Annotated in this window: 16 protein-coding genes; 11 read left to right on the top strand and 5 right to left on the bottom strand. The window is 50.6% G+C overall.

The window, feature by feature from the left end:
* Nucleotides 1–13: 13 nt before the first annotated feature.
* The 9 genes from bcsR to LC084_RS17945 all read left to right on the top strand — a co-directional run bounded on the left by bcsR (nt 14) and on the right by LC084_RS17945 (nt 16785).
* Nucleotides 14–214: a cellulose biosynthesis protein BcsR gene (gene bcsR, locus LC084_RS17985; RefSeq protein ID WP_226572579.1), complete on the top strand. Its 201-nt coding sequence runs from the start codon at nt 14–16 to the stop codon at nt 212–214.
* Entirely contained in the window at nt 214–945 is a 732-nt protein-coding gene (gene bcsQ, locus LC084_RS17980) for a cellulose biosynthesis protein BcsQ (RefSeq protein WP_226572577.1), read from the top strand. The genes bcsR and bcsQ overlap by 1 nt, the downstream gene beginning before the upstream one ends.
* A complete protein-coding gene (gene bcsA / locus LC084_RS17975; RefSeq protein WP_226572575.1) occupies nt 945–3575 on the top strand; it encodes a UDP-forming cellulose synthase catalytic subunit in 2631 nt (876 codons plus the stop codon). Before bcsQ ends, bcsA begins: the two co-directional genes overlap by 1 nt.
* Nucleotides 3572–5920, top strand: coding sequence for a cellulose biosynthesis cyclic di-GMP-binding regulatory protein BcsB (gene bcsB / locus LC084_RS17970; protein ID WP_226572574.1), 2349 nt, complete (start codon nt 3572–3574; stop codon nt 5918–5920). Before bcsA ends, bcsB begins: the two co-directional genes overlap by 4 nt.
* A gap of 29 nt (nt 5921–5949) precedes the next feature.
* Nucleotides 5950–7029 carry a cellulose synthase complex periplasmic endoglucanase BcsZ gene (bcsZ, locus tag LC084_RS17965; RefSeq protein WP_226572573.1) on the top strand — a complete coding sequence of 360 codons (1080 nt, stop codon included), beginning with the start codon at nt 5950–5952 and terminating at the stop codon, nt 7027–7029.
* Nucleotides 7011–10517, top strand: a complete 3507-nt coding sequence (bcsC, locus tag LC084_RS17960; RefSeq protein WP_226572572.1) for a cellulose synthase complex outer membrane protein BcsC — start codon at nt 7011–7013, stop codon at nt 10515–10517. The genes bcsZ and bcsC overlap by 19 nt, the downstream gene beginning before the upstream one ends.
* 1032 nt (nt 10518–11549) lie before the next feature.
* Entirely contained in the window at nt 11550–13550 is a 2001-nt protein-coding gene (gene hmsP, locus LC084_RS17955) for a biofilm formation regulator HmsP (protein ID WP_226572694.1), read from the top strand.
* Between the two features lie 275 nt (nt 13551–13825).
* Complete coding sequence (locus LC084_RS17950; RefSeq protein ID WP_226572571.1) at nt 13826–15112, top strand: dicarboxylate/amino acid:cation symporter; 1287 nt, start codon at nt 13826–13828, stop codon at nt 15110–15112.
* Nucleotides 15113–15294: 182 nt separating this feature from the next.
* Nucleotides 15295–16785, top strand: coding sequence for a M16 family metallopeptidase (locus LC084_RS17945; protein WP_226572570.1), 1491 nt, complete (start codon nt 15295–15297; stop codon nt 16783–16785).
* A 102-nt stretch (nt 16786–16887) separates the two neighbouring features.
* Here the strand turns inward: LC084_RS17945 and LC084_RS17940 are convergent, their stop codons facing one another.
* Nucleotides 16888–17820, bottom strand: coding sequence for a 2-dehydro-3-deoxygluconokinase (locus LC084_RS17940; RefSeq protein ID WP_226572569.1), 933 nt, complete (start codon nt 17818–17820; stop codon nt 16888–16890).
* A gap of 236 nt (nt 17821–18056) precedes the next feature.
* Here LC084_RS17940 and pdeH point away from each other — a divergent pair, with 236 nt between their 5' ends.
* The gene (pdeH, locus tag LC084_RS17935) at nt 18057–18830 is read left to right on the top strand and encodes a cyclic-guanylate-specific phosphodiesterase (protein ID WP_226572568.1); all 774 of its coding nucleotides are present in this window, start codon (nt 18057–18059) and stop codon (nt 18828–18830) included.
* 40 nt (nt 18831–18870) lie between these two features.
* Here pdeH and LC084_RS17930 read toward each other — a convergent pair whose 3' ends face one another.
* The 3 genes from LC084_RS17930 to LC084_RS17920 all read right to left on the bottom strand — a co-directional run bounded on the left by LC084_RS17930 (nt 18871) and on the right by LC084_RS17920 (nt 22430).
* Nucleotides 18871–20196 (bottom strand): MFS transporter, encoded by a 1326-nt coding sequence (locus tag LC084_RS17930; protein WP_226572566.1) that lies wholly within the window; start codon nt 20194–20196, stop codon nt 18871–18873.
* A gap of 270 nt (nt 20197–20466) precedes the next feature.
* Nucleotides 20467–21366 (bottom strand): inner membrane protein YhjD, encoded by a 900-nt coding sequence (yhjD, locus tag LC084_RS17925; RefSeq protein WP_319004415.1) that lies wholly within the window; start codon nt 21364–21366, stop codon nt 20467–20469.
* A 158-nt stretch (nt 21367–21524) separates the two neighbouring features.
* Complete coding sequence (locus LC084_RS17920) at nt 21525–22430, bottom strand: LysR family transcriptional regulator (RefSeq protein WP_226572564.1); 906 nt, start codon at nt 22428–22430, stop codon at nt 21525–21527.
* Between the two features lie 119 nt (nt 22431–22549).
* On the opposite strand from LC084_RS17920, the gene LC084_RS17915 reads away from it, so the two are divergent.
* Nucleotides 22550–23308, top strand: a complete 759-nt coding sequence (locus LC084_RS17915) for an SDR family NAD(P)-dependent oxidoreductase (RefSeq protein WP_226572693.1) — start codon at nt 22550–22552, stop codon at nt 23306–23308.
* A gap of 28 nt (nt 23309–23336) precedes the next feature.
* Here the strand turns inward: LC084_RS17915 and LC084_RS17910 are convergent, their stop codons facing one another.
* Nucleotides 23337–23888, bottom strand: a complete 552-nt coding sequence (locus tag LC084_RS17910) for a GNAT family N-acetyltransferase (RefSeq protein WP_226572691.1) — start codon at nt 23886–23888, stop codon at nt 23337–23339.
* Nucleotides 23889–24003: the final 115 nt, after the last annotated feature.

The following is a 24003-nucleotide window of genomic DNA, read 5'->3' as shown; positions in this document are numbered from 1 at the left end:
GGGAATACAAAAAGTGTGTCCAGGCAAACAAGGCCGTGAGGCAGAAGAAAAGTATCAGGTTAATGCGTTTCAAAATGATATTCAGTCGTTATGTAAAACTTTTTCATTACCTGAATTCGATTACGCTGATATATCCCAAAAGGAACGTTTAGCAGCAGCAATCAAGCGCTGGCCTTTGCTTGCGGAATTAGCGAAACAAACCGGGAGTGTTTGATGGCCATTATTGGCTTACAAGGTTTGCGTGGTGGCGTCGGTACAACCTCTGTGACTACAGGGCTTGCGTGGGCGTTACAACAACTTGAAGAATCTGTACTGGTGATCGATTGTTCACCGGACAATATGCTGCGCCTGTTTTTTAATGTGGAATTTACCCGTCCAGAAGGTTGGGCTCGTGCTTTATTGGAAAAAAGCGCGTGGACAAAAACGGCCTGGCGTTACACTTCCCATTTGGATATTTTGCCGTTTGGGCAATTATCACGTGAAGAACAACAACAACTGTTCGCGCATCCGGCTTATGCGCAGGCTGCCGGGCAGATTATTGACAGCCTGGTAAGCCAGAACGATTGGCGCTGGGTTTTGCTCGATTTACCGGCTACTGATACGCCATTCACTCAGGCGCTGACTGCGCGTGTTGATCACCACCTCGTTGTTGTTAACCCCGAAATGAACTGCCATGTGCGGCTGCACCAGCAGGCAGTGCCTGATGGTTCGCATATTTTGGTGAACAACTTACTGGTTGCCAGCCAGATACAGGATGACATTTGGCAGATGTGGCTGAAAAGCCAGTTGGCACTGGTCCCGATGGTGTTACACCGTGACGAAGCCATGGGGGAAACACTGGGGGCTAAACAGCCGGTGGGCGAATACCGCCAGGAAGCACTTATCACCGAAGAGTTAAACACCCTGGCGAACTGGTGCCTGCTGAATTTTTCCGGGAGCGCCTGATGAGCCGCCTGTTACGCTGCGTATTGACCACGCCTGTGGCAGGAGCCCTGAGCGCCCAGTATCGCCATTATCGCTTACATCGCTCATCACCTTTCAGTGCTTTTTTGGGATGTTGCTGGTTGAGCCTGGCGTGGTTTTTTTTACCGTTGGAAAATGCCAACTGGCAAGCGGTGCGCAGCAATTTTCGTCACTGGTTCCCACACATTAACCCAGATAAGCCCGGCCCACTGGATGTTATCCGTATCCTAATTCAGGGGTGTTGGTTGGTGGTGTTTTTGCCAAGGCACTTGTCAGGGAAAGTTGTTCAGAAATACCTGGGGCGGGCCGCTGCCTGGCGCAAAGACTATCATGACTGGCTAACGGCATTACCCAACCGAGTAAAGGCCAGAACTGAAGCTCAATCTCAGCGGCATGAGTTAAAGTATATTTCTCCGCGTATCCGTCGCATTGTGCTGGGCGTGGTGGTCGTATTGTCTCTGGCGCTGTCTATTATGTGTATCACCCAGCCCTTTACCCCAGAGGCCCAGTTTGTCTTTTTGTTATTGCTCTGGGGTATTGCTTTAGTGGTAAGGCGTATTCCGGGCCGTTTCCCATCACTGATGCTGATTGTGCTTTCATTAACGGTTTCGTGCCGGTACATCTGGTGGCGTTATACCTCAACACTTAACTGGAACGATCCGTTAAGCCTGATGTTCGGCCTGATTTTGTTGTTTGCCGAAACCTATGCCTGGGTAGTGCTGGTAATGGGGTATTTCCAGGTAGCCTGGCCGCTTAATCGCCACCCCGTTCCGTTACCGGAAGATGAAAGCCAGTGGCCGGTGGTGGATATTTTTGTCCCCACCTATAACGAAGACTTAAACGTAGTGGAAGGCACGATTTATGCCGCCCTGGGCATAGACTGGCCGAAAGATAAACTCAATATTTGGATTCTGGATGATGGCGGGCGGGAATCATTCCGGGCCTTTGCTCAGAAAGTGGGTGTAAGGTACATTGCCCGCACATCACATGAGCATGCTAAAGCCGGGAACATCAACAATGCACTGAAGTATGCCAAAGGCGACTTTGTGGCAATTTTTGACTGTGACCACGTACCGACCCGTTCTTTCCTGCAGCTAACCGTTGGCTGGTTCTTTAAAGACAAAAAACTCGCCATGATGCAGACCCCGCACCATTTCTTCTCGCCTGATCCGTTTGAACGTAACCTGGGCCGTTTCCGTAAAACGCCAAATGAAGGCACGTTGTTTTACGGGTTGGTGCAGGATGGTAACGATATGTGGGACGCGACGTTCTTCTGTGGTTCCTGTGCGGTGATCCGCCGTGGGCCACTGGATGAAATAGGTGGCATTGCTGTTGAAACAGTAACGGAAGATGCCCACACCTCATTGCGCCTGCACCGCCGGGGTTATACCTCCGCTTATATGCGTATACCTCAGGCAGCAGGCCTGGCAACTGAAAGTTTATCGGCGCATATCGGGCAACGTATTCGTTGGGCTCGGGGAATGATTCAAATCTTCCGTATGGATAACCCGTTGTTCGGTAAAGGCCTGAAATTGGCGCAACGGTTATGTTATGCCAATGCCATGTTGCACTTTTTATCGGGTATCCCCCGGTTAATCTTCCTTACGGCACCGCTGGCATTCCTGCTATTCCATGCTTACATCATTTTTGCGCCAGCGTTAATGATTGCACTTTTTGTTCTGCCCCACATGGTGCATGCCAGCCTGACTAACTCGCGTATCCAGGGGAAATATCGCCATTCTTTCTGGAGCGAAATCTATGAAACCGTTCTGGCCTGGTATATTGCGCCACCAACGGTGGTGGCATTGATTAACCCGCATAAAGGGAAGTTCAACGTCACCGCTAAAGGTGGTTTGGTGGAAGAAGAATATGTGGACTGGGTAATTACCCGGCCTTATCTCTGGTTAGTGATGGTTAACTTGCTGGGGGTGGCTGTCGGGATATGGCGTATGTTCTATGGCCCGGACCATGAGGTACTGACCGTGGTGGTCAGCCTGGCCTGGGTTTTCTATAACCTGATTATTTTGGGCGGAGCGGTAGCCGTATCGGTTGAAAGTAAGCAGATTCGCCGGGCGCATCGTGTTGAAATTGCCATGCCCGCGGCTATTGCCCGGGATGACGGGCATTTATTTTCCTGTACTGTACGCGATTATTCTGGCGGTGGGTTAGGTATTCACCTGCAAGGAACAGCTGCGTTTTTGAAAGACCAAAAAGTGAACCTGTTACTTAACCGTGGAGACCAGGAGTTTTTCTTCCCGGCTCGGGTAGTGCGGGTGAATGGTCAGGAGCTGGGGATACAGCTCAGCGACCTGACAACACAACAACATATCGATTTTATTCAATGCACATTTGCCCGCGCTGATACCTGGGCCCTCTGGCAAGATAGTTTTCCTCAGGACAAACCGATGGAAAGCTTGCTGGACATCCTCAAACTAGGGTTTCGCGGGTACAGGCATTTGGCGGAGTTTACTCCGTCAGGGATGAAGGTGGTATTTCGTTCTGTAACTACGCTGGTTGACTGGATTGTGTCGTTTATTCCACGTCGCCCCGACGCGATAAATGAGGACGCGCGTCAGGACTCTGCTGGCTCAACAATGATGACAATGCGATGAAAAGAAAACTATCGTGGCTGTATGCAGTGGCCGTCGGAATAGGGATGTTACCCGGGTTCACCGCACAGGCGGCTCCTGGTGAAACGCCTGTTCAGGCTGGTATTGAAGGTAACACTCCGGCAGTAATGGATAATGCCGGCCAGCCGGAAACAGTGGGTGTAGTTGAGCCTGGTGTTGACCATGCAGGCGCACCGGTTGTCGCAATTAATGCACCAACGAGAGACGTCAAACTGGATTTTGCGCGTATTGCACCGCCGCCGGGCAGCATGGTGCTCCGTGGCGTCAGCCCTGATGGCTCTGTCGAATTTGGTATGCGCAGTGACGAAGTGGTGAACAAGGCGATGTTACACCTTGAGTACACGCCATCACCGTCGCTGATTCCGGTTCAGTCACAGGTTAAGGTGTACCTGAATGATGAACTGATGGATGTTTTACCCATCACGAAAGAGCAGCTTGGTAAAAAGACCCAGGCTGTTGTGCCCGTCGACCCGTTGTTTATCACCGATTTTAACCGGGTACGTCTTGAGTTCATTGGTCATTACCGTGATGTGTGTGAAAACCCGGCGAATACCACCTTGTGGCTGGATGTTGCCAGAAGCAGCTATCTTGATCTGACGTTCCAAAAATTGGCTGTGCAAAACGATCTGTCACATTTCCCCGTGCCGTTCTTTGACCCGCGGGATAGCCGCCCTCTGAACTTGCCAATGGTATTTGCCCATACGCCGGATATTGCCCAACAGCAGGCCGCCGGGATTATCGCCAGTTGGTTTGGTACACGTGCAGCCTGGCGGGGAAATAACTTCCCGGTGCTGTATAACACATTGCCTGACAGAAACGCGATTGTGTTTGCCACCAATAAAGACCGGCCGGATTTCCTGAAAGATCACCCGCCAGTGAATGCGCCAGTGATTGAAATGATCAATCACCCAGATAACCCTTATGTCAAACTGCTGGTGGTGTTTGGCCGCGACGATAAAGACTTATTGCTGGCGGCGAAAGGTATTGCTCAGGGGAATCTCTTGTTCCGTGGCGAACATGTTGTGGTTGATGGCGTAACCCCGCTGCTACCGCGCAAACCCTATGACGCGCCTAACTGGGTGCGCACTGACAGCCCGGTCACATTTGGTGAACTGAAAAGCTACGATGAGCAACTGCAATCGACTGGCATTGAGCCTGGGCCGGTAACAGTTAATCTCAACCTGCCGCCTGATCTTTACTTGTTGCGTAGTACCGGTATTGATATGGATCTGAAATATCGTTATACCGCACCACCCATGCAGGACAGCTCACGGATGGATATCAGCCTGAATAACCAGTTCCTGCAGGCCTTTAACCTTGAGCCAAAAGATAAGAGCGGTAAGTTGCTGCTGCGTTTGCCCGTTGTTCAGGGGTTATTGGACCGTTCGCAAGATGTCTCTATTCCGGCGTTAAAACTGGGGGCGACTAACCAGTTGCGGTTTGACTTCCAGTACATGAACCCTATTCCTGGCGGGTCAGTTGAAAACTGTATTACCTTCCAGCCAGTGCGTAACAGCGTGGTTATCGATGATGACTCCACCATCGATTTCTCCCACTACTACCATTTTCTTGCGATGCCAGATTTACGAGCATTTGCTAATGCCAGCTTCCCGTTCAGCCGTATGGCTGACCTCTCGCAAACCCTGGTGTTTGTTCCTGCTAAGCCAACACCGGAACAGGTCACTACATTGTTGGATGCACTGGGTACAGTTGGTGCGCAAACCGGGTTGCCCGCAGTGAATGTGAGCCTGACTGATGATGCCAACACCCTGAGTAAGGCAGATGCTGATATTCTGCTGATTGGCCATTTGCCGGATAAATTCAATAACGATAAGCAGGTCGATTTGCTGGTCAAAGCCACCCAAAGCTGGGTGAAAACACCGCGGCGTAATAGCCGGGATGGCTTCATTTATAATGAAGATGACCGTGCGGCTGGTGTTAAAACCGATATTTCGTCGCCGGGGCCGATGGCTGCCATTATTGGGTTTGAATCACCATTTAACAAACAGCGTAGCGTGGTAGCAATGCTGGCCGATGGCCCACGCGGTTACACGCTTCTTAATAACGCGTTGAATGACAGTGGCAAACGTGGGGCAATGTTTGGCTCTGTTGCCGTGATTCGTGAATCTGGGGTGAACAGCCTGCGTGTGGGCGATGTCTATTATGTTGGCCATTTACCCTGGTTTGAACGCATTTGGTTTGCGCTGTCGAACCACCCGATCCTGTTGGCTATCTTTGCCGCAATCAGTGTGTTGTTACTCGGTTGGGTATTGTGGCGCTTGCTGCGCATTATGAGCCGTAAACGCCTGGAACCGGATAACGAATAATGTTCACCAGGCCATTCTTGGGATTATTGATGGCCAGTGTATTGTTCATCTGCAGGCCGCTTTATGCGGCCTGTGAGTGGCCAGCCTGGGAGCAATTTAAACAAGACTACATTCGTGCTGATGGGCGCGTTGTGGATCCCAGTGATGCCCGGAAAATTACCACTTCTGAGGGGCAAAGTTATGCACTTTTCTTTGCTCTGGTTGCTAATGATCACGCGACTTTTAGCCAGGTACTTAACTGGACACAAAATAACCTCTCTGACGGTGCATTAACGCGCCGTTTACCGGCCTGGCTATGGGGCAAAAAAGAGGATGGTAGTTGGGGCGTTCTGGACCGTAATGCAGCGTCTGACGCTGACCTCTGGATAGCCTGGGCATTACTTGAAGCGGGACGTCTCTGGAAACAACCCAGGTTTTCGGCAATGGGAAGAGCTTTGTTGCGTCGCATTGCCGATGACGAGGTCGCCTGGCTGCCCGGTTTTGGTTTTCTGTTATTACCCGGGAACGATGGTTTTACCAGTGATAATCGCTGGCGACTTAACCCCAGTTATCTTCCGCCGCAAGTGATTCAACGCTTCGCCCGTTATGGCGAACCATGGCGTTCGATGAGCGCCAGCATGGTGTCTTTTTTACAAGGAAGCTCACCAGCAGGTATCGCTCCAGACTGGGTTGACTGGGTGGTAGATAAAGGGTGGCAACCCGTTGGTGAACCAAAGGAAAACAGCGAATATAACGCGATTCGGGTTTATCTGTGGGTAGGTATGATGAGCGATGAAGACCCAAGGAAACAAAAGTTGCTCGCCCATTTCTCGCCCGTCGCTGACATCATGAAACAGCGCGCGTTACCCCCAGAAAGTATTAATACCCGTACAGGCAAGCCTTCGGGCAATGGGCCTGTCGGTTTTTCGGCGGCGTTGCTGCCATTTCTGTCTGGCGATGCTCAGGATGTACAGCGCCAGCGGACTGTATCCGCATTTCCAGGCGCGGATGCTTATTATAGTTATGTGCTGACGCTGTTCGGTCAGGGATGGGATCAGCACCGTTTCCGGTTTACTTCGCAAGGTGAGTTATCACCTGTTTGGGGGCGGTTATGCGCAACTTCTCACTAAATTTTCTTGCGCTGTCTTTAGGGATGGCGTTGACCTTTCAGGTTCAGGCGGCGGTATCTGCACAACAGCAACTGTTGGAACAAGTACGAATTGGCGAAGCGACAAACCGTGATGAACTGGTCCGCCAGTCACTTTACCGCCTTGAACTTATCGCCCCCGACGACCCACAAGTTATTGCGGCGAAAATGCGCTATGAATTGCGCCGGGGCGACAGCGCAGCGGCAAAAAAAGATCTGGACAGGCTGGAAAAATTATCACCAGGTTCTGATGTGTATTATCAGGCCGTGAATAGCATGACATTGGCCGGGAGTGTAGGGCGTCAGCAATTGCAAGAAGCCCGGTTGTTGGCAGTGGCTGGAAAAACCAGTGAAGCCATTGCCGCCTATAAAAAACTGTTTAATGGCCACCCACCACAAGGCGATATGGCCGTGGAATACTGGAGTGTCGTCTCTAGTGACCCAGCGCAACGTAACCAGGCTATCAAAGCGCTAAGTGCACTTAATCAGCAGTATCCCAGCACCCAACTGCGTAGCAAGCTGGCGCAACTGTTACTCGCCAATGGCCGCCGTGAAGAAGGCTTCAAAGTGCTGGAGCAGATGGCTCGCTCACGGGATGGGCGAAGTGAAGCTTCAGGCCTTTGGTACGACCAGATATCGTCACTTCCCCCATCGAACAGTACCGTGCAAGCACTACAACGTTACCTTTCCATTTTTACTGATGGTGATAACGCCGATAAAGCACGCAGCCAACTGGCGGATATGCAGCAAAAACTGGCAGACCCAGCTTTTCGCCAGCGAGCTAATGCGCTGGCTGCAGTGAACAGTGGCGATGCGGCGAAAGCATTGCCTGCACTACAGAAAGCCGCAGCGCAGCCACAATCTGATGGCGAAGTAATGGGAGCCCTGGGCGAAGCCTGGTCGCAAAAAGGCAACCGGGCAAGAGCGGTACAATCTTTCGAAAAGGCGCTGCGTTTGGAGCCCGATGGGCCAAATAGTGACCGTTGGAAAGGGTTGCTCTCTATGAACCGCTATTGGTTGTTGATTCAGCAAGGGGATGACGCCCTTAAGGCGCAGAACACCGACCTGGCGCAGCGTAAATACCAGCAAGCCCGTAATACCGACAATACAGACAGTTATGCTGTGCTGGGGTTGGGGGATGTTGCTGCTGCCCGTAAAGATGATGCCCTGGCGGAACGCTATTATCAGCAGGCGTTACGTATGGACAGAGGAAACAGTAACGCGGTGCGCGGCCTGGCAAATATCTACCGCCGCCAGTCGCCAGAAAAAGCCAGTGCCTTTCTCAATAGCCTGTCAGCGGCACAACGCCGTAGTGTGGATGACATTGAACGTAGCCTGCGCGATGAACAACTGGCTGGCCGTGCTCAGGCATTTGAAGAACAAGGCCAATGGAACCAGGCGGCGGAACTCCAGCGCCAGCGCCTGGCAATGGACCCTGAAAGTGTCTGGGTAACTTACCGCCTGGCGAAAGACTTGTATGCGGCAGGCCAGCACGAAGAAGCTGATACCCTGTTTCGTAACCTTGCTCGCCGCCACCCAAGTGACCCGGAGCAGGTTTATGCCATGGGGCTTTACTTGTCTGCCAACAACCAGGATAACGCGGCACTGGCTCACCTTGATACGCTGCCCCGTAGCCAGTGGACAGACAATATCCACGAACTGGCAGACAGGCTGAATACCAATAAAGTGATGGCGGATGCTAATCGCCTGCGGGATAACGGCCAGGAAAAACAGGCGGTAGCCCTACTTGAACAGCAAACACCTTCACCCCAAATTTCTTTGACTCTGGCCGAATGGGCGGCAGCCAGAGGAGACAAAGCAGAAGCGCAACGCCGCTATGAAAGCCTTATTCAGCAAGAGCCAGATAACCTGGATGTCCGCCTTGGCCTGGCAGAGTTGTTTATCAGTGAAGGTGAGAAAACAGCGGCACATCAACAAATTACTGCTGTAGAGCAAGCGAAACAAACGGCACCGTTATCTTTAAATACCCAGCGCCGCCTGGCTGGAGCGCTGGATGCGACGGATGAAACGGCGAAAGCCCGCGCACTGTGGCAAAAAATCATCCCAGAAGCAAAATCCCTGCCGCCTTCGATAGACAGTGCCCTGGTGCTGCGTGATGCTGCGCGTGCTCAGGCAAAAAATGGTGAGCCTGACCAGGCCCTTGATACCTGGGGTGATGCGATGGTGGCGGCGGATATAACGCCAGCCCGGCCTGAGGATAACGACACTTTCACCCGGCTCACTCGCAACAATGCCAGTGATGACTGGCTCAAGCGTGGTGTACGCAGTGACGCGGCGGACCTTTATCGCCAGCAGGATGTGAATGTTTCGCTGGATTATGACTATTGGGGTTCCAGTGGTACGCCCGGGTATTCAGACCTGACGGCACACACCACGATGTTGCAAGTGGATGCGCCCTTATCTGACGGGCGGATGCTGTTCCGTACCGATATGGTCCATATGGATGCCGGTAGTTTCCAGACGGATGAAAATGGTAACTATGACCCGCGCTGGGGGACTTGTGATACCCGCAGTAATGATTCTACTCTGAGTTATGCAGACAGCCTGCTGCCTTGCCATGGTAGCCGTAACCAAACAGCTACCGGTGTCAGTGTGGCTGTTGGCTGGCGTAACGATACCTGGGCGATGGATCTGGGGACAACGCCAATGGGCTTCCCTGTAGTGGATGTGGTTGGGAGCCTGAGTTACAGCAATAAAGTAGGCGTAATTGGCTATACAGTAGATGCGCACCGGCGTCCGATATCCAGCTCTTTGCTGGCATTTGCCGGGCAAAAAGACCCAAATACCGGCGTCACTTGGGGCGGTGTGCGTGCTAATGGCGGCGGCGTTAGCCTGAGCTACGACCAGGGGGAAGCGAACGGTGTCTGGTCCAGCCTGAGCACAGACCAGCTCACGGGTAAAAATGTCGCAGATAACTGGCGAGTTCGCTGGATGACAGGCTATTACTACAAACTTATCAATGAAGATAATCGCCGGGTCACAGTTGGCCTCACCAACATGCTCTGGCATTACGATAAAGACCTCAGTGCTTACACCCTGGGCCAGGGCGGCTACTACAGTCCTCAAAAATATGTGTCTTTTGCCCTGCCAGTTACCTGGCGCCAGCGTACTGAAAACTGGTCCTGGGAACTGGGTGGTTCAGTCTCCTGGTCCCATTCACAGTCTAATTCCCAACGGCGCTACCCCATCAGCGGCCTGATCCCCGATAATTATGCCGATAAATATGACGATATCAGTGGTGGCAGCAGTAACGGCATCGGGTACACCGCCCGGGCGGTTGTAGAGCGTCGCCTGACCTCTCACTGGTCACTGGGGCTAGGTGTCGACATTCAGGAAGCGAAAGATTACACCCCAAGCCACGCCATGCTCTTTGCACGTTACTCACTGGCCGGGTGGCAAGGCGATATGAATATGCCGCCGCAGGCTTTAGTGCCATATGCTGACTGGTAATCTGCGCGCCACTGCGCGTCATAATTCGCGCTGCAGCGGTGTTGGCCGCCTCAGCGCGCCCCGGTCACTTACTAGTGTAAGCTCCCGGGGACTTGCTTCGTTGCCGCTTTGCTGCAACACGAATTATTTAGCGCAGGCGGTGGGGTATTTTTGCGCTGCAGCGGTGTTGGCCGCCTCAGCGCGCCCCGGTCACTTACTAGTGTAAGCTCCCGGGGACTTGCTTCGTTGCCGCCTTGCTGCAACACGAATTATTTAGCGCAGGCGATGGGGTATTTTTGCAGTGCAGGGGCTGCCTGTCATGTATTTGTCAGCACAGCGCATGTTGCGCGCCGTGTCAGCCACACAGAACCACACAAAAAATTCGCTATTCACAGCGCTGGCTAACGGGTTGCCACGAAACTAAAACCTGTGCCTGTAAGTTCCAGCAAAACACAAAGAAAACATATCGAATGACTTACTCACAGCCACACCGAACAGCACAAGCATTCCCGCACCTGCAGCGCTGGCTGAGTCGCGTAAGACCGGTGAACCGCAGAAAGGAAGACAAGGTTATTCCGCCCGGACGGCGGAATAAGGCGAACCGAGGCATGGATGCCGAGTCGAGCCGGCCGCAGGCTGACTGCCCGGAGGTGAACGCAGTGCGCAGCACCGGTTGCCCGCGAAAAACCGGATTGTTAAGGGGCGGGCCCCTTAACACGTTCACCGGCTGTGAAACCACATTGAGCACATCACTTCAGGTGAACGGAACTTTCACCGAACCGGCATCAGTGCAAAGTGAACGGAACTTTCACCAAACCAACATCAGTGCAAAGTGAACGGAACTTTCACCAAACCGGCATCAGTGCAAAGTGTCACCACACTGACATCAGCGCAAAGTGAACAGAACCAACCACCCCATCCCCACCACTTTTCAGACTCAAACTCACCGAATACCCCTAAATCATCCACCAATGAGTAATTAAAAGTCACAACAATGCAGTATAATCTGCAAGCTAAATGAGAATAATCAGGTGGGAAAAATAAAGCGTGAATTTGCGAGTTAGCCGGTCATTAACAATAAAACAAATGGCGATGGTGGCCTCTGTCTCCATATTTTTTATTGCTGTTTTTACGCTTGTCTTACTGTTCCATCTGGTGCAGCAGCACCGGCATGATACCGTTATGCAAATGGAAAATATTGCCAGGTCCGTGCGCCAGCCATTGTCAGAGGCTATTCTCAGAGCAGATATTCCAGAAGCTGAGTCAATTCTTAAACATATAACGCCATCTGGCATTATTAGCCGAGCAGATGTGGTATTGCCTAACCGCTTTCAGGCATTACGGGTAGTATTTCAACCGGAAAAAAGCGTCCCCCTTTGGATTACCCGTGTCTTTGAGTTGCCAGCACAAATTTCGCTCCCACTTTATTCACTGGAGCGCCCGGCCAACCCACAACCCCTGGCTTATCTGGTGATACAGTCTGATGCCTGGCGAATGTATCGTTACATCATCAGTGTTATTTCAACACTGGTGACTACCTTTTTGCTCTTGTCGTTAATGCTGTCTGTCGCTGTAACCTGGTGTATCAATCGACTGGTTGTGCACCCGCTACGGGATATTGCCAGTTCATTGGCTTCTGCTGCTGAATCTGAATCTATTGAGCACCAACTGCCCGTGCCAACACGACATCTTGACGATGAAATCGGTTTGTTGGTTAAAACCTATAACCGTAATCAAAACAGAATAGTACAGCTTCACGAGCATATGAACCGGCTCAGTACACGTTTCCCGGTAAGTGAATTACCTAATAAAGACCTCTTCCTGGCGCTACTGGAAAATGAGATGAGCGACCCTCGCCCATGCTTTATTCTGGCTGTTTCCTGCCAAACACTGCAGGACTCCGATGGCGTGTTGCATGAGGCGCAGCGGGAAATGTTGTTGCTTATGTTGGTGAATAAACTTCGCAGTGCGCTGGGGCAACACGCTTTTCTGGCGCAAATTAATGCCACAGATTTTGTCGCTCTGGTTCAGGGTGTGGATAAGCCCTGGGTTGCGATGACGTTAAGCAACCAGGTGCTGAATGCGTTGAATGATACCCTCAACCTTGGCCCATTACAGTTACGCCCTTCAGCCAGTATTGGTATTGCCATGCAAAAAGAAGGTGAGCATGACGCGCAGTTATTTTACCAACGGGCGTTGTCTGCCAGCCAAAGTGCACGCCGTGCCGGGAAAAACCAGGTAGAGTTCTACGAACCAGGCCAGCATGCAATTGCGTTACAGCGCCTTACCGAGGAAAACGATATTCTCAATGCCATGGAAAACCGGCAGTTTGCTATTTGGTTGCAACCCCAGGTTGATATGCGCACCGGGGCTGTACTGAGTGCAGAAGTCTTGCTGCGGGTTCGCCAGCCTGATGGGAGCTGGGATTTGCCCGAAGGCCTGATTGAGCGCATTGAAGCCTGTGGTTTGATGGTGAAAGTTGGGCGCTGGGTAATGGAAGAATCACTGGCACTGCTTGCTCAATGGCAAAACCGTGGGATTAGTTTGCCATTAAGTGTGAACCTTTCGGCGCTGCAGTTACTCGACAGTAATATGATCCCCAATATGCTGTCTTTGCTGCGCCACTACAAAATTCAGCCTGGTACCCTGATTCTTGAGATAACAGAAAGCCGCCGTATTGATGACCCGCAAGAAGCAGTCAATATTCTGCGGCCTCTTCATGATGCAGGGCTCCAGATTGCGTTGGATGATTTTGGTATGGGCTATGCCAGCCTGAATCACTTACACCATATTAAAGCTGTACCGATTGATATCCTGAAGATTGATAAAGGATTTGTGAGTAGCTTGCCTGATGACAGCAATATGGTGTCCGTTATCCTTTCCCTGGCGAAGACATTGGGGTTAAAAATCGTAGCTGAAGGCGTGGAAACGGAAATACAGCGTCAGTGGCTGGAAGACGCAGGCGTTGCGGTGGGGCAAGGGTACCTGTTTGGTAAAGCCGTTACCCCAGAAGTATTTTCCCGTGACTATCTGGCGGCTAACGACGCCCGCTAATTATATTCAGTCCGTTTGACCATTCTGCCGGTTATTCCGGCAGTCAGACTATTCTCGCCAATAATTCCTTTCCTTGGGCTTTAATTTTTACTGTGCCTGAATGTTTGGTTACTGCCAGAAATGTGCAACAGGCCCTTATGTAACTATTGTTATTGCGTTTCGGCCCTTGTCTTGTTGAATGTGTGATGCGCATTAGTTTTTAAAATGTTTCTCTGGTGTTAATTTCCCTCGTCGGTTTTCCATCCCTCTGGCGGATTATATTTCAAGGACACCTTATGAAAACTTCGTTGTTTAAAAGCCTCTATTTTCAGGTTCTGGCCGCAATAGCCGTCGGGGTTATTCTGGGGCATTTCTGGCCCGAGCTGGGTGCGCAGATGAAACCTTTTGGTGACGCTTTTGTTAAATTAATCAAAATGGTCATCGCCCCAGTTATTTTTTGTACTGTGGTAACGGGAATCGCCGGGATGGAAAGCATGAAGTCTGTAGGCCGTACTGGCGCTGTGGCTTTGCTCTATTTTGAAGTGGTGAGCACCGTTGCATTAATCATTGGTCTGGTGGTGGTGAATATATTGCAGCCTGGTGCCGGTATGAATGTTGACCCGGCTACGCTTGATGCCAGTGCTGTCGCGGCCTGGACCCAGCAGGCGGAAAAAACCGGAGTGGTTCCTTTCTTGCTGGATGTTATCCCTCACAGTGTGATTGGCGCATTTGCCAGCGGCAATATTTTACAGGTGTTGTTATTTTCTGTGCTGTTTGGTTTTGCTTTGCACCGGCTGGGGCAAAAAGGTCAGTTGATTTTTAATGTAATTGAAAGCTTCTCAGGCGTGATTTTTGGCATTATCAATATGATTATGCGTCTGGCTCCTGTGGGCGCATTTGGTGCAATGGCATTTACTATTGGCAAATATGGCGTGGGGTCACTACTGCAATTAGGGCAGTTGATTCTCTGTTTTTATATCACTTGCCTGCTGTTTGTTTTTCTGGTGCTGGGAAGTATTGCCCGCTACACCGGGTTCAGCATCTTTAAATTTATTCGATATATTAAAGAAGAATTGTTGATTGTTCTGGGAACGTCATCGTCTGAGTCCGCATTGCCACGTATGCTGGATAAAATGGAAAAACTGGGATGCCGCAAGTCTGTTGTCGGCCTGGTTATTCCTACCGGTTACTCCTTCAACCTGGATGGAACCGCTATTTACCTGACAATGGCGGCGGTATTTATCGCCCAGGCAACAAACAGCCATATGGATATTATGCATCAGGTTACGTTACTGGTGGTGTTGTTGCTTTCATCCAAAGGGGCCGCTGGCGTAACAGGTAGTGGTTTTATCGTTCTGGCTGCCACTATTTCCGCGGTTGGCCATTTACCGGTTGCAGGGTTGGCATTAATTCTGGGGATTGACCGTTTTATGTCGGAGGCGAGGGCGCTGACCAACCTGGTCGGTAACGGTGTGGCAACCATTTTTGTTGCCAAACGCGTGAATGAATTGGATAAAAAACAGCTTGCTGATGTGCTCTCAGGTACGGTAACAGAGGTCAAAAAACAAAAAATCTCCTCCTGACAGGCTTAATTCCCCGCGGTGACTTGCCCTTGCCGCGGGCTCTTGCGCATAATTGGCTTTTAATTTCACATTATTGCGTGACGTTTGGCCTTTTTCGCTGTCTAAGCAACATGCCTGAACGTTATGTCTGGATGGCGAAGGCCATCAGTGTTTTTTACCAGGAATGTTGAGCAGGGGTATACATGCAGGGCACCAGAATTCGACTTTTAGCCAGTGGGTTGTTAATGATAACAGCCACTGGTTTTGCGCAGGCGGATGCACTACAGCCCGATCCCGCATGGCAGGAAGGAAAACTGCCTAATGGCCTGAAATGGCAAATTCTTCAGACACCTCAGCGTCCCAGCGACCGCATTGAAGTTCGTCTCTCAATCAATACGGGGTCTTTAACTGAAAACACTCAGCAGAGTGGCTTCACAGCATTTATCCCGCGTATTGCTCTGACTCAGAGTGGTAGCCTGCCAGCGCTTCAGGCTCGCTCTTTATGGCAACAAAGTATTGACCCAAATCGCCCCGCGCCCCCCGCGCTGGTGTCGTATAACTTCACGATGTACGACATGAGCCTGCCAAATAACCGCGACGATTTGCTGAAAGAAGCCTTATCCTGGCTGGCAGATGCCAGTGGTAAGCTGGCTATTACGCCGGAAAGTATTGATAAAGCGCTGGCAACAGAAGATATGGTTAAAACCTGGCCCGCTAACCCACAGGACTCTTGGTGGCGTTATCGTTTACAGGGTTCCGCTATGCTGGCTCATGCACCAGGTGCCTCATTAGCTCAGCCTGTTGATATGGCTGCGTTGAAAGCTTTTTATGCAAAGTGGTACACCCCGGATGCTATGACGCTGATCATTGTCGGTAATGTCGACAGTCGCAGTGTATCTGAGCAAATTGCCAAAATTTTTGGCTCTCTCACCGGGAAACGGACAACTCCGGCGACCCTGCCAACACTTCAACCGCTGAAGTCTGATGCGGTGAGCCTGATAAACAGCAATATGCAACAGGACCGGCTTTCTGTCATGTGGGATACCCCTTGGGAGCCTATTCGTGATTCAGCAGCACTGCTTCATTACTGGCGTGCTGACCTTGCCCGCGAAGCGCTGTTCTGGCATGTCCAGCAGGCAATGGAAAAGCGTAAAGTGAAAGATATTGGCCTTGGCTTTGATTGCCGTGTGCTTTATCAACGCGCTCAATGCGGGCTTAACATGGACTCACCAGGCGCCTCGTTGGATAAAAACATGGCGATTTTGAGTGAGGAACTGGCGCATGTTAAAGAAAAAGGGCTACCACAAGAAAGTGTGGATGCGCTGATAGAGCAAAAACGCAAAGAGCTGCAAACACTGTTTGCCACTTATGCCCGTACAGATACCGGGGTACTGATGAATCAGCGCTTGCGTTCACTTCAAAACCAGGTGGTGGATATTGCGCCGGAACAGTATCAAAAATTACGTGAAGGTTTTTTGAGTTCGGTAACCATTGGCGAGATAAACCAGGAGCTGCACCAGATGCTCTCTCAGGATATGGCGCTGGTATTACTGCAACCTCAAGGGGAAGCTGAGGTTAACCCGAAGACATTACGTGAAATCTGGGGTAAGCATATGCCGGTTGAAGTACCAGCTTCGTCTGCAGCGTCAGACACACCAGAAACGCCTGCTGCGGGCAGCACATCAGTGAAGTAAACTGCTGTGAAAACGGCTGGTCAGAGTTAAATGAAAGCTGGCTGAGAAAAGCTGGAAATGGTGTGATAACACTCTCCCGGGGCCCGGGAGAGTGTGCCAGTGTTAGTCTGGCATCGCATCACGAGGGATAATTGCCCCACGGTATTGAATAACCGTACTGGCTGTCAGGTGCCCACGTTTTGCTGCATCTTCCGCGCTGGCTCCCGTCAGGCGAACTGCAAGGTAGCCTGCACTGAAGGAGTCGCCAGCCGCAGTGGTATCAACCACTTTTTCTTTAGGAAGTTTCACTGCCGGGACATTAATCGTTGCCTGACCTTGAATAGCAACCAGGCAGCTATCTGCGCCACGTTTAATCACCACTTCACGTACCCCTGCCGCCTGGGTGCGGTGAATCACTTCTTCTACAGGTTTTTCACCCCATAAAGCGTCTTCATCGTCCAGTGTCAGGAAGGCGATATCTGTGCAGGTTAGCATTTGGTGGTAAACCTGCTGTGTTTCTTCTTTACTGCGCCACAAACGCGGGCGGTAGTTATTATCGAAAATAACTTTTCCGCCATTTTCACGGCACTGGCGTAGCAGATTCAGCAATTTATCACGGCTTTCTGGGCTAAGAATCGCCAGGCTGATACCGCTCAGGTACAGGTAGTCAAACTGCGCCAGTTGCTGGCAAATGGCATCTGCCTGGTCGCTCTCCAGCCAGTAACGGGCTGCGGCTTCGTTGCGCCAGTAGTAAAACGTGCGCTCGCCAGTCTCATCGGTTTCGATGTAATAGAGACCAGGCAGGCGGTTTTCCATTTGTTGGATCAGACTCGTTTTTACATTTTCCTGCTGCCATGCATTAAGCATTTGCTGGCTGAAGCTGTCTGTACCCAGCGCGGTGACATAGTGTACTGACAATGCTGCATCATCAACCTGGCGAGCAATATAAACAGACGTGTTCAGAGTGTCGCCGCCAAAACCGCGATGAACATCAGCGCCTTTTTGCGACAACTCAATCATACATTCGCCAATAACGGCAATTTTTGGGGTCGGCATAATTCTGGAACCTGATTGAAGGGACTGCCTTTAGTGTGCGGCCCGATTGAAAATCAGTCAAACGTTTTAAAACGACGTTTCGATAAAAATTTGACGTCGCACAGTATTGAGACTACTGCGCATCAGTGTCCTGTGTCACTTGCCTGGCAAACGCGCATAAAGTTATCCCATTGCCCGCCGATAACCGAGTGACAAGGCCTTGCCTTTATACTTGTCTATACAGGATGTCATTAGCAATGAATTTAAAGCAAATCACCCACCGGCTGTATACGCCTGAAGCGAATATAGAAAGCGGACAGGCTCAACGCTTGTGGTCGGCGTGTGAACGTGCTTACACCTTTCAACCGATTTACCGAACGTCCGGGCGGTTGATGGCGGTCGAAATGTTAACGGCAGTCACTGACCGGGAAGACATATCAAAGCGTGTGCGTCCTGACCACTATTTTGCTGCAATTACCATAGCACAGCGAGTTGAAGTCGTGCGGGAACAGTTGAGCCTGTTGGAACATCTGGAGAGCCTTTTCCTGCAATTTAATATTCTGGCTTCAGTTAACATTGATGGGCCTACCTTGCTGGCTCTTCGCCAGGAGCCCGTTATGCTGGCGCGCATAGCCCGCCTGCCGTGGATCCGTTTCGAGCTGGTTGAGCATATTCGTTTACCCAGTAATGCTTCTTTAGCCGGGATGTCGGAATTCGGCCCTTTGTGGCTCGATGATTTTGGCACCGGGATGGCAAACTTCTCTTCACTCAGTGAAGTCCGTTATGACTACATCAAAGTGGCGCGTGAGTTATTTATTATGTTGCGCAAAACAGCAGAAGGGCGTCACCTGTTTACGCTGTTGCTGCAATTGATGAATCGCTACTGCAATGGTGTCATTGTTGAAGGGGTCGAAACGGCAGAGGAGTGGCGTGCGGTACAGGCTTCACCAGCAATGGCAGCGCAAGGATATTTTCTTTCTCGCCCGCAATCCTTTAGCAATCTGGAACATGTATTGTTGCAACTAGTTTGATCAGCCGCAGCGTTGAACTGACTGCTGCGGCTGCCTGCTATCAGAGTGACTGGTGGCGTGTTTCCTTAGTCAGGATCAACGCGAGCAGTGTCAGAACGGCCATGGTCGCCAGGTAGAACCCCACATACAGCAAACCATAATTAGCCTGTAACCAGGTGGCAATATAAGGTGCAACCGATGCGCCAAGAATAGATGAGACGTTATAGGAAAACGAAGCGCCGGTATAACGTACTTCTGTTGGGAACAGCTCAGGCAACAATGCACCCATCGGCCCAAAGGTTAAGCCCATCAGGCTCAGCCCAAGGAACAAATACAGCATGACCAATGATTCGTTGCCAGAACCCAATAATTTCGGGAAAACAAACAGTGCGAACAGAATTATCAGGCTGGTAATGACAATCATGCTGTTCCGACGCCCGTATTTATCCGCAATAATGCCGGCAATGGGAATCATCAGGCCGAAACCAATTACTGCCATCATCAGCATCCACAAAACGTCGTTGCGTGGGAAACCAAGGCCTGTTGGTGCCGGTGAAGTGCTGAATGTCATTGAATACACTGTCATGATGTAAAACAGTGTGTAGGTTGCCAGCATGATGAAAGTACCAAGAATGGTTGCTTTCAAGTGTTTGCTCAGCAGGTGTCCCAGTGGAACTTTTACTTGCTTCCCGGCTTTGGCAATTTTTGAGAATACCGGCGTTTCATGTAATGAAACACGAACATACAGGCCAATCAGTACCAGTACGGCAGAGAAGATAAACGGAATACGCCAGCCCCAGGCCATGAATTGCTCATTGGTAAGCAACCAGGAAAGCAGCAGGAAAGTACCGTTGGCAAAAAAGAAGCCAATTGGCGCACCTAACTGGGGGAAAGAACCATAAAGTGCGCGTTTCTTCGCGGGGGCGTTTTCTGTCGCCAGCAGCGCAGCTCCTCCCCATTCCCCACCAAGCCCCAGGCCTTGCCCAAAGCGCGCTAAAGCAAGCAGCAGCGGTGCCATAACGCCAATGCTGGCATAGCTGGGTAGCAGGCCAATGAGCACCGTTGAAATACCCATAGTCAGTAGCGATGCAACCAGCGTTACTTTACGGCCTACACGGTCACCAAAGTGGCCAAACAAAGCGGAACCAATAGGACGGGCAATAAACGCAATGGCGAACGTTGCCAGTGATTGCAGTGTGGCTGCAGTCGGGTCGCCCTGTGGAAAGAAGATATGTGGGAAGACAATAACGGCTGCGGTGGCATAAATATAGAAATCAAAAAATTCGATTGCAGTACCAATTAGTGATGCGATGACCACTTTGCCGCGTGAGTTAACCGGAGTCTCCTGATTTTCAGTATCGATAGTTGTTGTGACGGAAGCTTGCATAATTTTTTCTTATTTACGACGTGTGAACCGCAATATTACGCACAGCAAAAGTGACATTTCAACGGCGTAAAGGGTGTGTTGTTGGTGAAAAACCAGGCGAAAAGTGGATAATGTTTAGGCTGGAAATAAAACTTATGTTACATGCTTATCATTTTGTAAAACTTGGAATAAAAAACTGGATTTTGGTTAAATAAAAGTTACGGACTGGAGTTATATGCTATTTTTCTGGCTGCCCGCCATTTTTTGCTAAAAATGGTGGGGAAAGCAGCATTAATTTCGTGATTTGTCCGGCATTTGAGGATCATCTTTGTATTGTGCTGTGGCTATCCATGCGGCACAGAACAGTGTCAGCCGGGCAAAGAAGTAGAAGAATGCCATTAAGCCCAGCACAGAACCAAATGCTGCTCCGGAAGGTGAACTGACCAGTTTTGGCAAGGTATAGGTCATAATAATCTTCAAGGCTTCAAAACCGATGGCTGCGATGAGCGTACCGCGAATCAAAGCCTTGCGGCGAGGGCGTTGGCGAGGTAAACGCCAGAATATCCAGAAAAATAACAAGTAGTTGGCGAAAATTGAAATGGCTAAACCAATCAAGTGCCATGCCGGTTTCAGCCAGGTGATCGCATCCAGGTGCAACAGGCGAATGATCAACGTTTGTGCTGAACCTGCAACGGATGTAATAAACAGTGTGATGACCAGCGCGATAATCAGCCCGGTCAATGCGGTGAAATCCCGTAAATACTTCACCCAGATTTTTTCTTTATCTTGCGGATTACGCTCCCAAACATCCCGCGACTGGGCCCTTACCGCTTCTCTCAGGTTACCCATCCAGTTAATCCCGGAATATAACGCAATCAACAACCCAACCAGACCCACGGTTGTGCGTTGTTGCACGGCGGTTCTGATGGTGTTTTTCAGCGTGCTGGCCAGCGTGGGGTCACTGACATTATTGAGGATACGGGTAAAAATATCCTCCAACAGTGTTGGATGAGAAGCCAGTACATACCCAGCGACTGCAAACGAGACCATCAGCACAGGAATCAGCGATAAAAAAGAAAAGTAGGTGATAGCAGCGCCAAACTGATTACCCATGCGGTCATTAAAGCGTTCTGCCGCACGCAGAAAGTGCGCCACCACCGGGTTGCGGCTCGCCTGGTTTACTGCCGACATCGCTTTATCGACAGCGCCATTTACCGCGTGCGTGGAAGATTGTTGGTGAGATGAATCGCCATTATTTGGGCGGTTTTCCGGTGCAGACATGCGTTTCCCTTCAATTAATCACTAAATGCGTGAACCCGGCCGGTCGGGCTCATTGGCTCTAGTATAGCTCAGGGCTGTTCCAGGTAGGTTTTCACAACTTCGCTTAACCAGTTCATAAACAAGTGTACCCGGCGTGAAAGGTTGCGCCGATGCGGGTAAATCAAGGACACTGGCATGGGTTCTGCCCGGTATTGTGGAAGAATCTCAATTAATTTCCCCTGGCGTAAAAACTCCCGGACCCCAACCCGTGGAACCTGAATAATTCCCAGACCAGCCAGGCAGGCATCTTTATATGCCTGGGTGCTGTTTACCGTCAAAATGCCGCCTGTTTTTACCTGATGCACCTGCTTATCATCAATGTATTCAAACCCGGTGGGGCGTGTGCCAAGGTTCACAGTGTAATGAATCAATGCATGGTTGCTCAGGTCTTCCAGCGCTGAAGGGTAGCCAAAACGCGTCAGGTAATCCGGGCTGGCACAGTTAACAACCACCATTTTTCCCAATGGGCGAGCGACCAGACCGGAATCTTTCAGCCCGCCAACCCGTAATACACAATCGAACCCTTCACGAATAACATCCACCAGACGGTCGCTACTACTGAGTTCCAGCTCAATACCGGGGTACTGTTGTAAAAACGCGGGCAGGCGAGGGATGACGACTTTACTGGCAATATCTGCGGGTAAATCCACGCGTAAGCGCCCGCTAATACTGCGTGGATCATGCTGGAACATGCCATCCATCTCATCGAGATTCGCCAGAATATCGCGGCAACGTTCGTAGTAAACCATGCCGTCCTGGGTCAGGCTCACACGGCGTGTTGTGCGGTGCAGCAATTGCGTGCCCAGTTGATTTTCCAGCGCCTGAATCTGGCGGGATACACTACCTTTAGGCAAACCCAGTGTGTCTGCGGCACGGGTAAAACTCTCGAGTTCTGCAACCCGCAGGAACAATTGCATTGCGTGAATTTTATCCATGTTTTTTCTCTATTGTTGTTATCAATGAAACAGTGATGTGTATTTCATTATCTTTATTGTTTTTATAGCAGCTAATAAGCTGTGTTTCGACACTATGACAGATAAAGATGAGGTTTATGATGACACAACGTATTGCTTTGATTACCGGTGGCAGCCGTGGGCTGGGGAAAAACGCTGCGCTGAAGCTTGCCAGTGCCGGAATTGATATTATTTTTACCTGGCACAGTAACCAACAGGCTGCTGAAGATACTTTGCAGGAAATAGCAGCAAAAGGCGTCAAAGTTAAAGCTATTCAATTAGATGTTGGCAAAAGTTCTCAATTCCCTGCCTTTGTTGACATCCTTAAAGAGGCGCTGAACTCACAGTGGCAGTGTTCACAAATCGATTATTTAATCAACAATGCCGGAACCGGCAGTAGCGCGCCCTTTGGTGAGTTTAGCGAAGCCGTTTTTGATGGGTTGATGGCACTGCATTTGAAAGGCCCTTTTTTCCTGAGCCAGGCGCTGTTACCGGTTATTCGTGATGGTGGCGCTATTTTGAATGTTTCCAGTGGGCTGGCACGTTTTTCCGTACCTGGCTATTCCGCTTATGCCACGATGAAAGGCGGGATAGAAGTGCTGACCCGCTATATGGCGAAAGAACTGGGGCCGCGCCGTATTCGTGTTAACTGTATTGCACCTGGTGCGATTGAAACCGACTTTGAAGGTGGCAGTGTGCGCGATAACAGCGATATGAACCGGTTTATTGCCAGCCAGACAGCGCTTGGCCGGGTAGGGTTGCCCGATGATATTGGTGATGCGATTGTTGCTCTACTGAGTGATTCATTAAGCTGGATGACTGCGCAACGCATTGAAGTTTCTGGCGGTATGTACTTGTAATTAATGGCACTGCCCTCTGGCGTAATACTCAGAGGGCTGCCTCTTGTGCCAGCAATCTAAAAAGCCAGTCATCCCGCCATTCACCACCTAGCCAGTAGCTTTCCCGCAAAGTGTCTTCAAGGTGAAATCCTGCTTTTTCTAATAATGCCCGGCTCCCCTGGTTACCCGCAGTAACCGTTGCGGTCAGCTTGTGTAACCGCAGAGTCGTAAACCCGTATTTCACCACTGCCAGAAGTGATTCATAGCCAAAACCCTGCCCATGCCAGTCCGGGCTTAGCATAAAACCCACCTCGGCCTGCGTTTCCCCACCAGGTAAAAAGCCGGTAAGCCCAATGGGTTGGCCTGACGCCTGATGCGTAATCACAAGGCACAACCAGTGTTGGCTGCCTGGTTGCCACACGGGCAGGCGGGATTCAAAACCTGCCCGAATATCTTCTTCAGCCCTGGGGTCACTAATAAATTTCATTACTGCCGGATGGGATTGCAGGGACAAGTAAAATGGCCAGTCGGCAGCATTTAATTGCCGCATCATTAGCCTGGGCGTAGTAAGTACCAGCGTTTCAGAAGGGGAATATGGCATAGCGAATGCACCTTTTTCCTGAGGGTTGGTGAAAGGCATGTTACTTCTTCTTCCATGTTTCTGGTGATATTTCAACACGGTGCTGCTCTGCCCATCACAAATAGTGCTCTTGGTG

This window comes from Mangrovibacter yixingensis, from assembly GCF_020523985.1.
GTDB lineage: Bacteria > Pseudomonadota > Gammaproteobacteria > Enterobacterales > Enterobacteriaceae > Mangrovibacter > Mangrovibacter yixingensis.
This window is presented reverse-complemented; position numbering and strand designations above follow the sequence as displayed.

Coding starts and splice junctions, on each gene's coding strand:
- LC084_RS17930 (WP_226572566.1), bottom strand. CDS start 20,196: ATGCAAGCTTCCGTCACAACAACTATCGATACTGAAAATCAGGAGACT.
- bcsB (WP_226572574.1), top strand. CDS start 3,572: ATGAAAAGAAAACTATCGTGGCTGTATGCAGTGGCCGTCGGAATAGGG.
- LC084_RS17920 (WP_226572564.1), bottom strand. CDS start 22,430: ATGGATAAAATTCACGCAATGCAATTGTTCCTGCGGGTTGCAGAACTC.
- LC084_RS17940 (WP_226572569.1), bottom strand. CDS start 17,820: ATGCCGACCCCAAAAATTGCCGTTATTGGCGAATGTATGATTGAGTTG.
- bcsA (WP_226572575.1), top strand. CDS start 945: ATGAGCCGCCTGTTACGCTGCGTATTGACCACGCCTGTGGCAGGAGCC.
- bcsZ (WP_226572573.1), top strand. CDS start 5,950: ATGGCCAGTGTATTGTTCATCTGCAGGCCGCTTTATGCGGCCTGTGAG.
- yhjD (WP_319004415.1), bottom strand. CDS start 21,366: ATGTCGGCAGTAAACCAGGCGAGCCGCAACCCGGTGGTGGCGCACTTT.
- bcsQ (WP_226572577.1), top strand. CDS start 214: ATGGCCATTATTGGCTTACAAGGTTTGCGTGGTGGCGTCGGTACAACC.
- LC084_RS17910 (WP_226572691.1), bottom strand. CDS start 23,888: ATGCCATATTCCCCTTCTGAAACGCTGGTACTTACTACGCCCAGGCTA.
- LC084_RS17945 (WP_226572570.1), top strand. CDS start 15,295: ATGCAGGGCACCAGAATTCGACTTTTAGCCAGTGGGTTGTTAATGATA.
- LC084_RS17950 (WP_226572571.1), top strand. CDS start 13,826: ATGAAAACTTCGTTGTTTAAAAGCCTCTATTTTCAGGTTCTGGCCGCA.
- bcsC (WP_226572572.1), top strand. CDS start 7,011: ATGCGCAACTTCTCACTAAATTTTCTTGCGCTGTCTTTAGGGATGGCG.
- pdeH (WP_226572568.1), top strand. CDS start 18,057: ATGAATTTAAAGCAAATCACCCACCGGCTGTATACGCCTGAAGCGAAT.
- LC084_RS17915 (WP_226572693.1), top strand. CDS start 22,550: ATGACACAACGTATTGCTTTGATTACCGGTGGCAGCCGTGGGCTGGGG.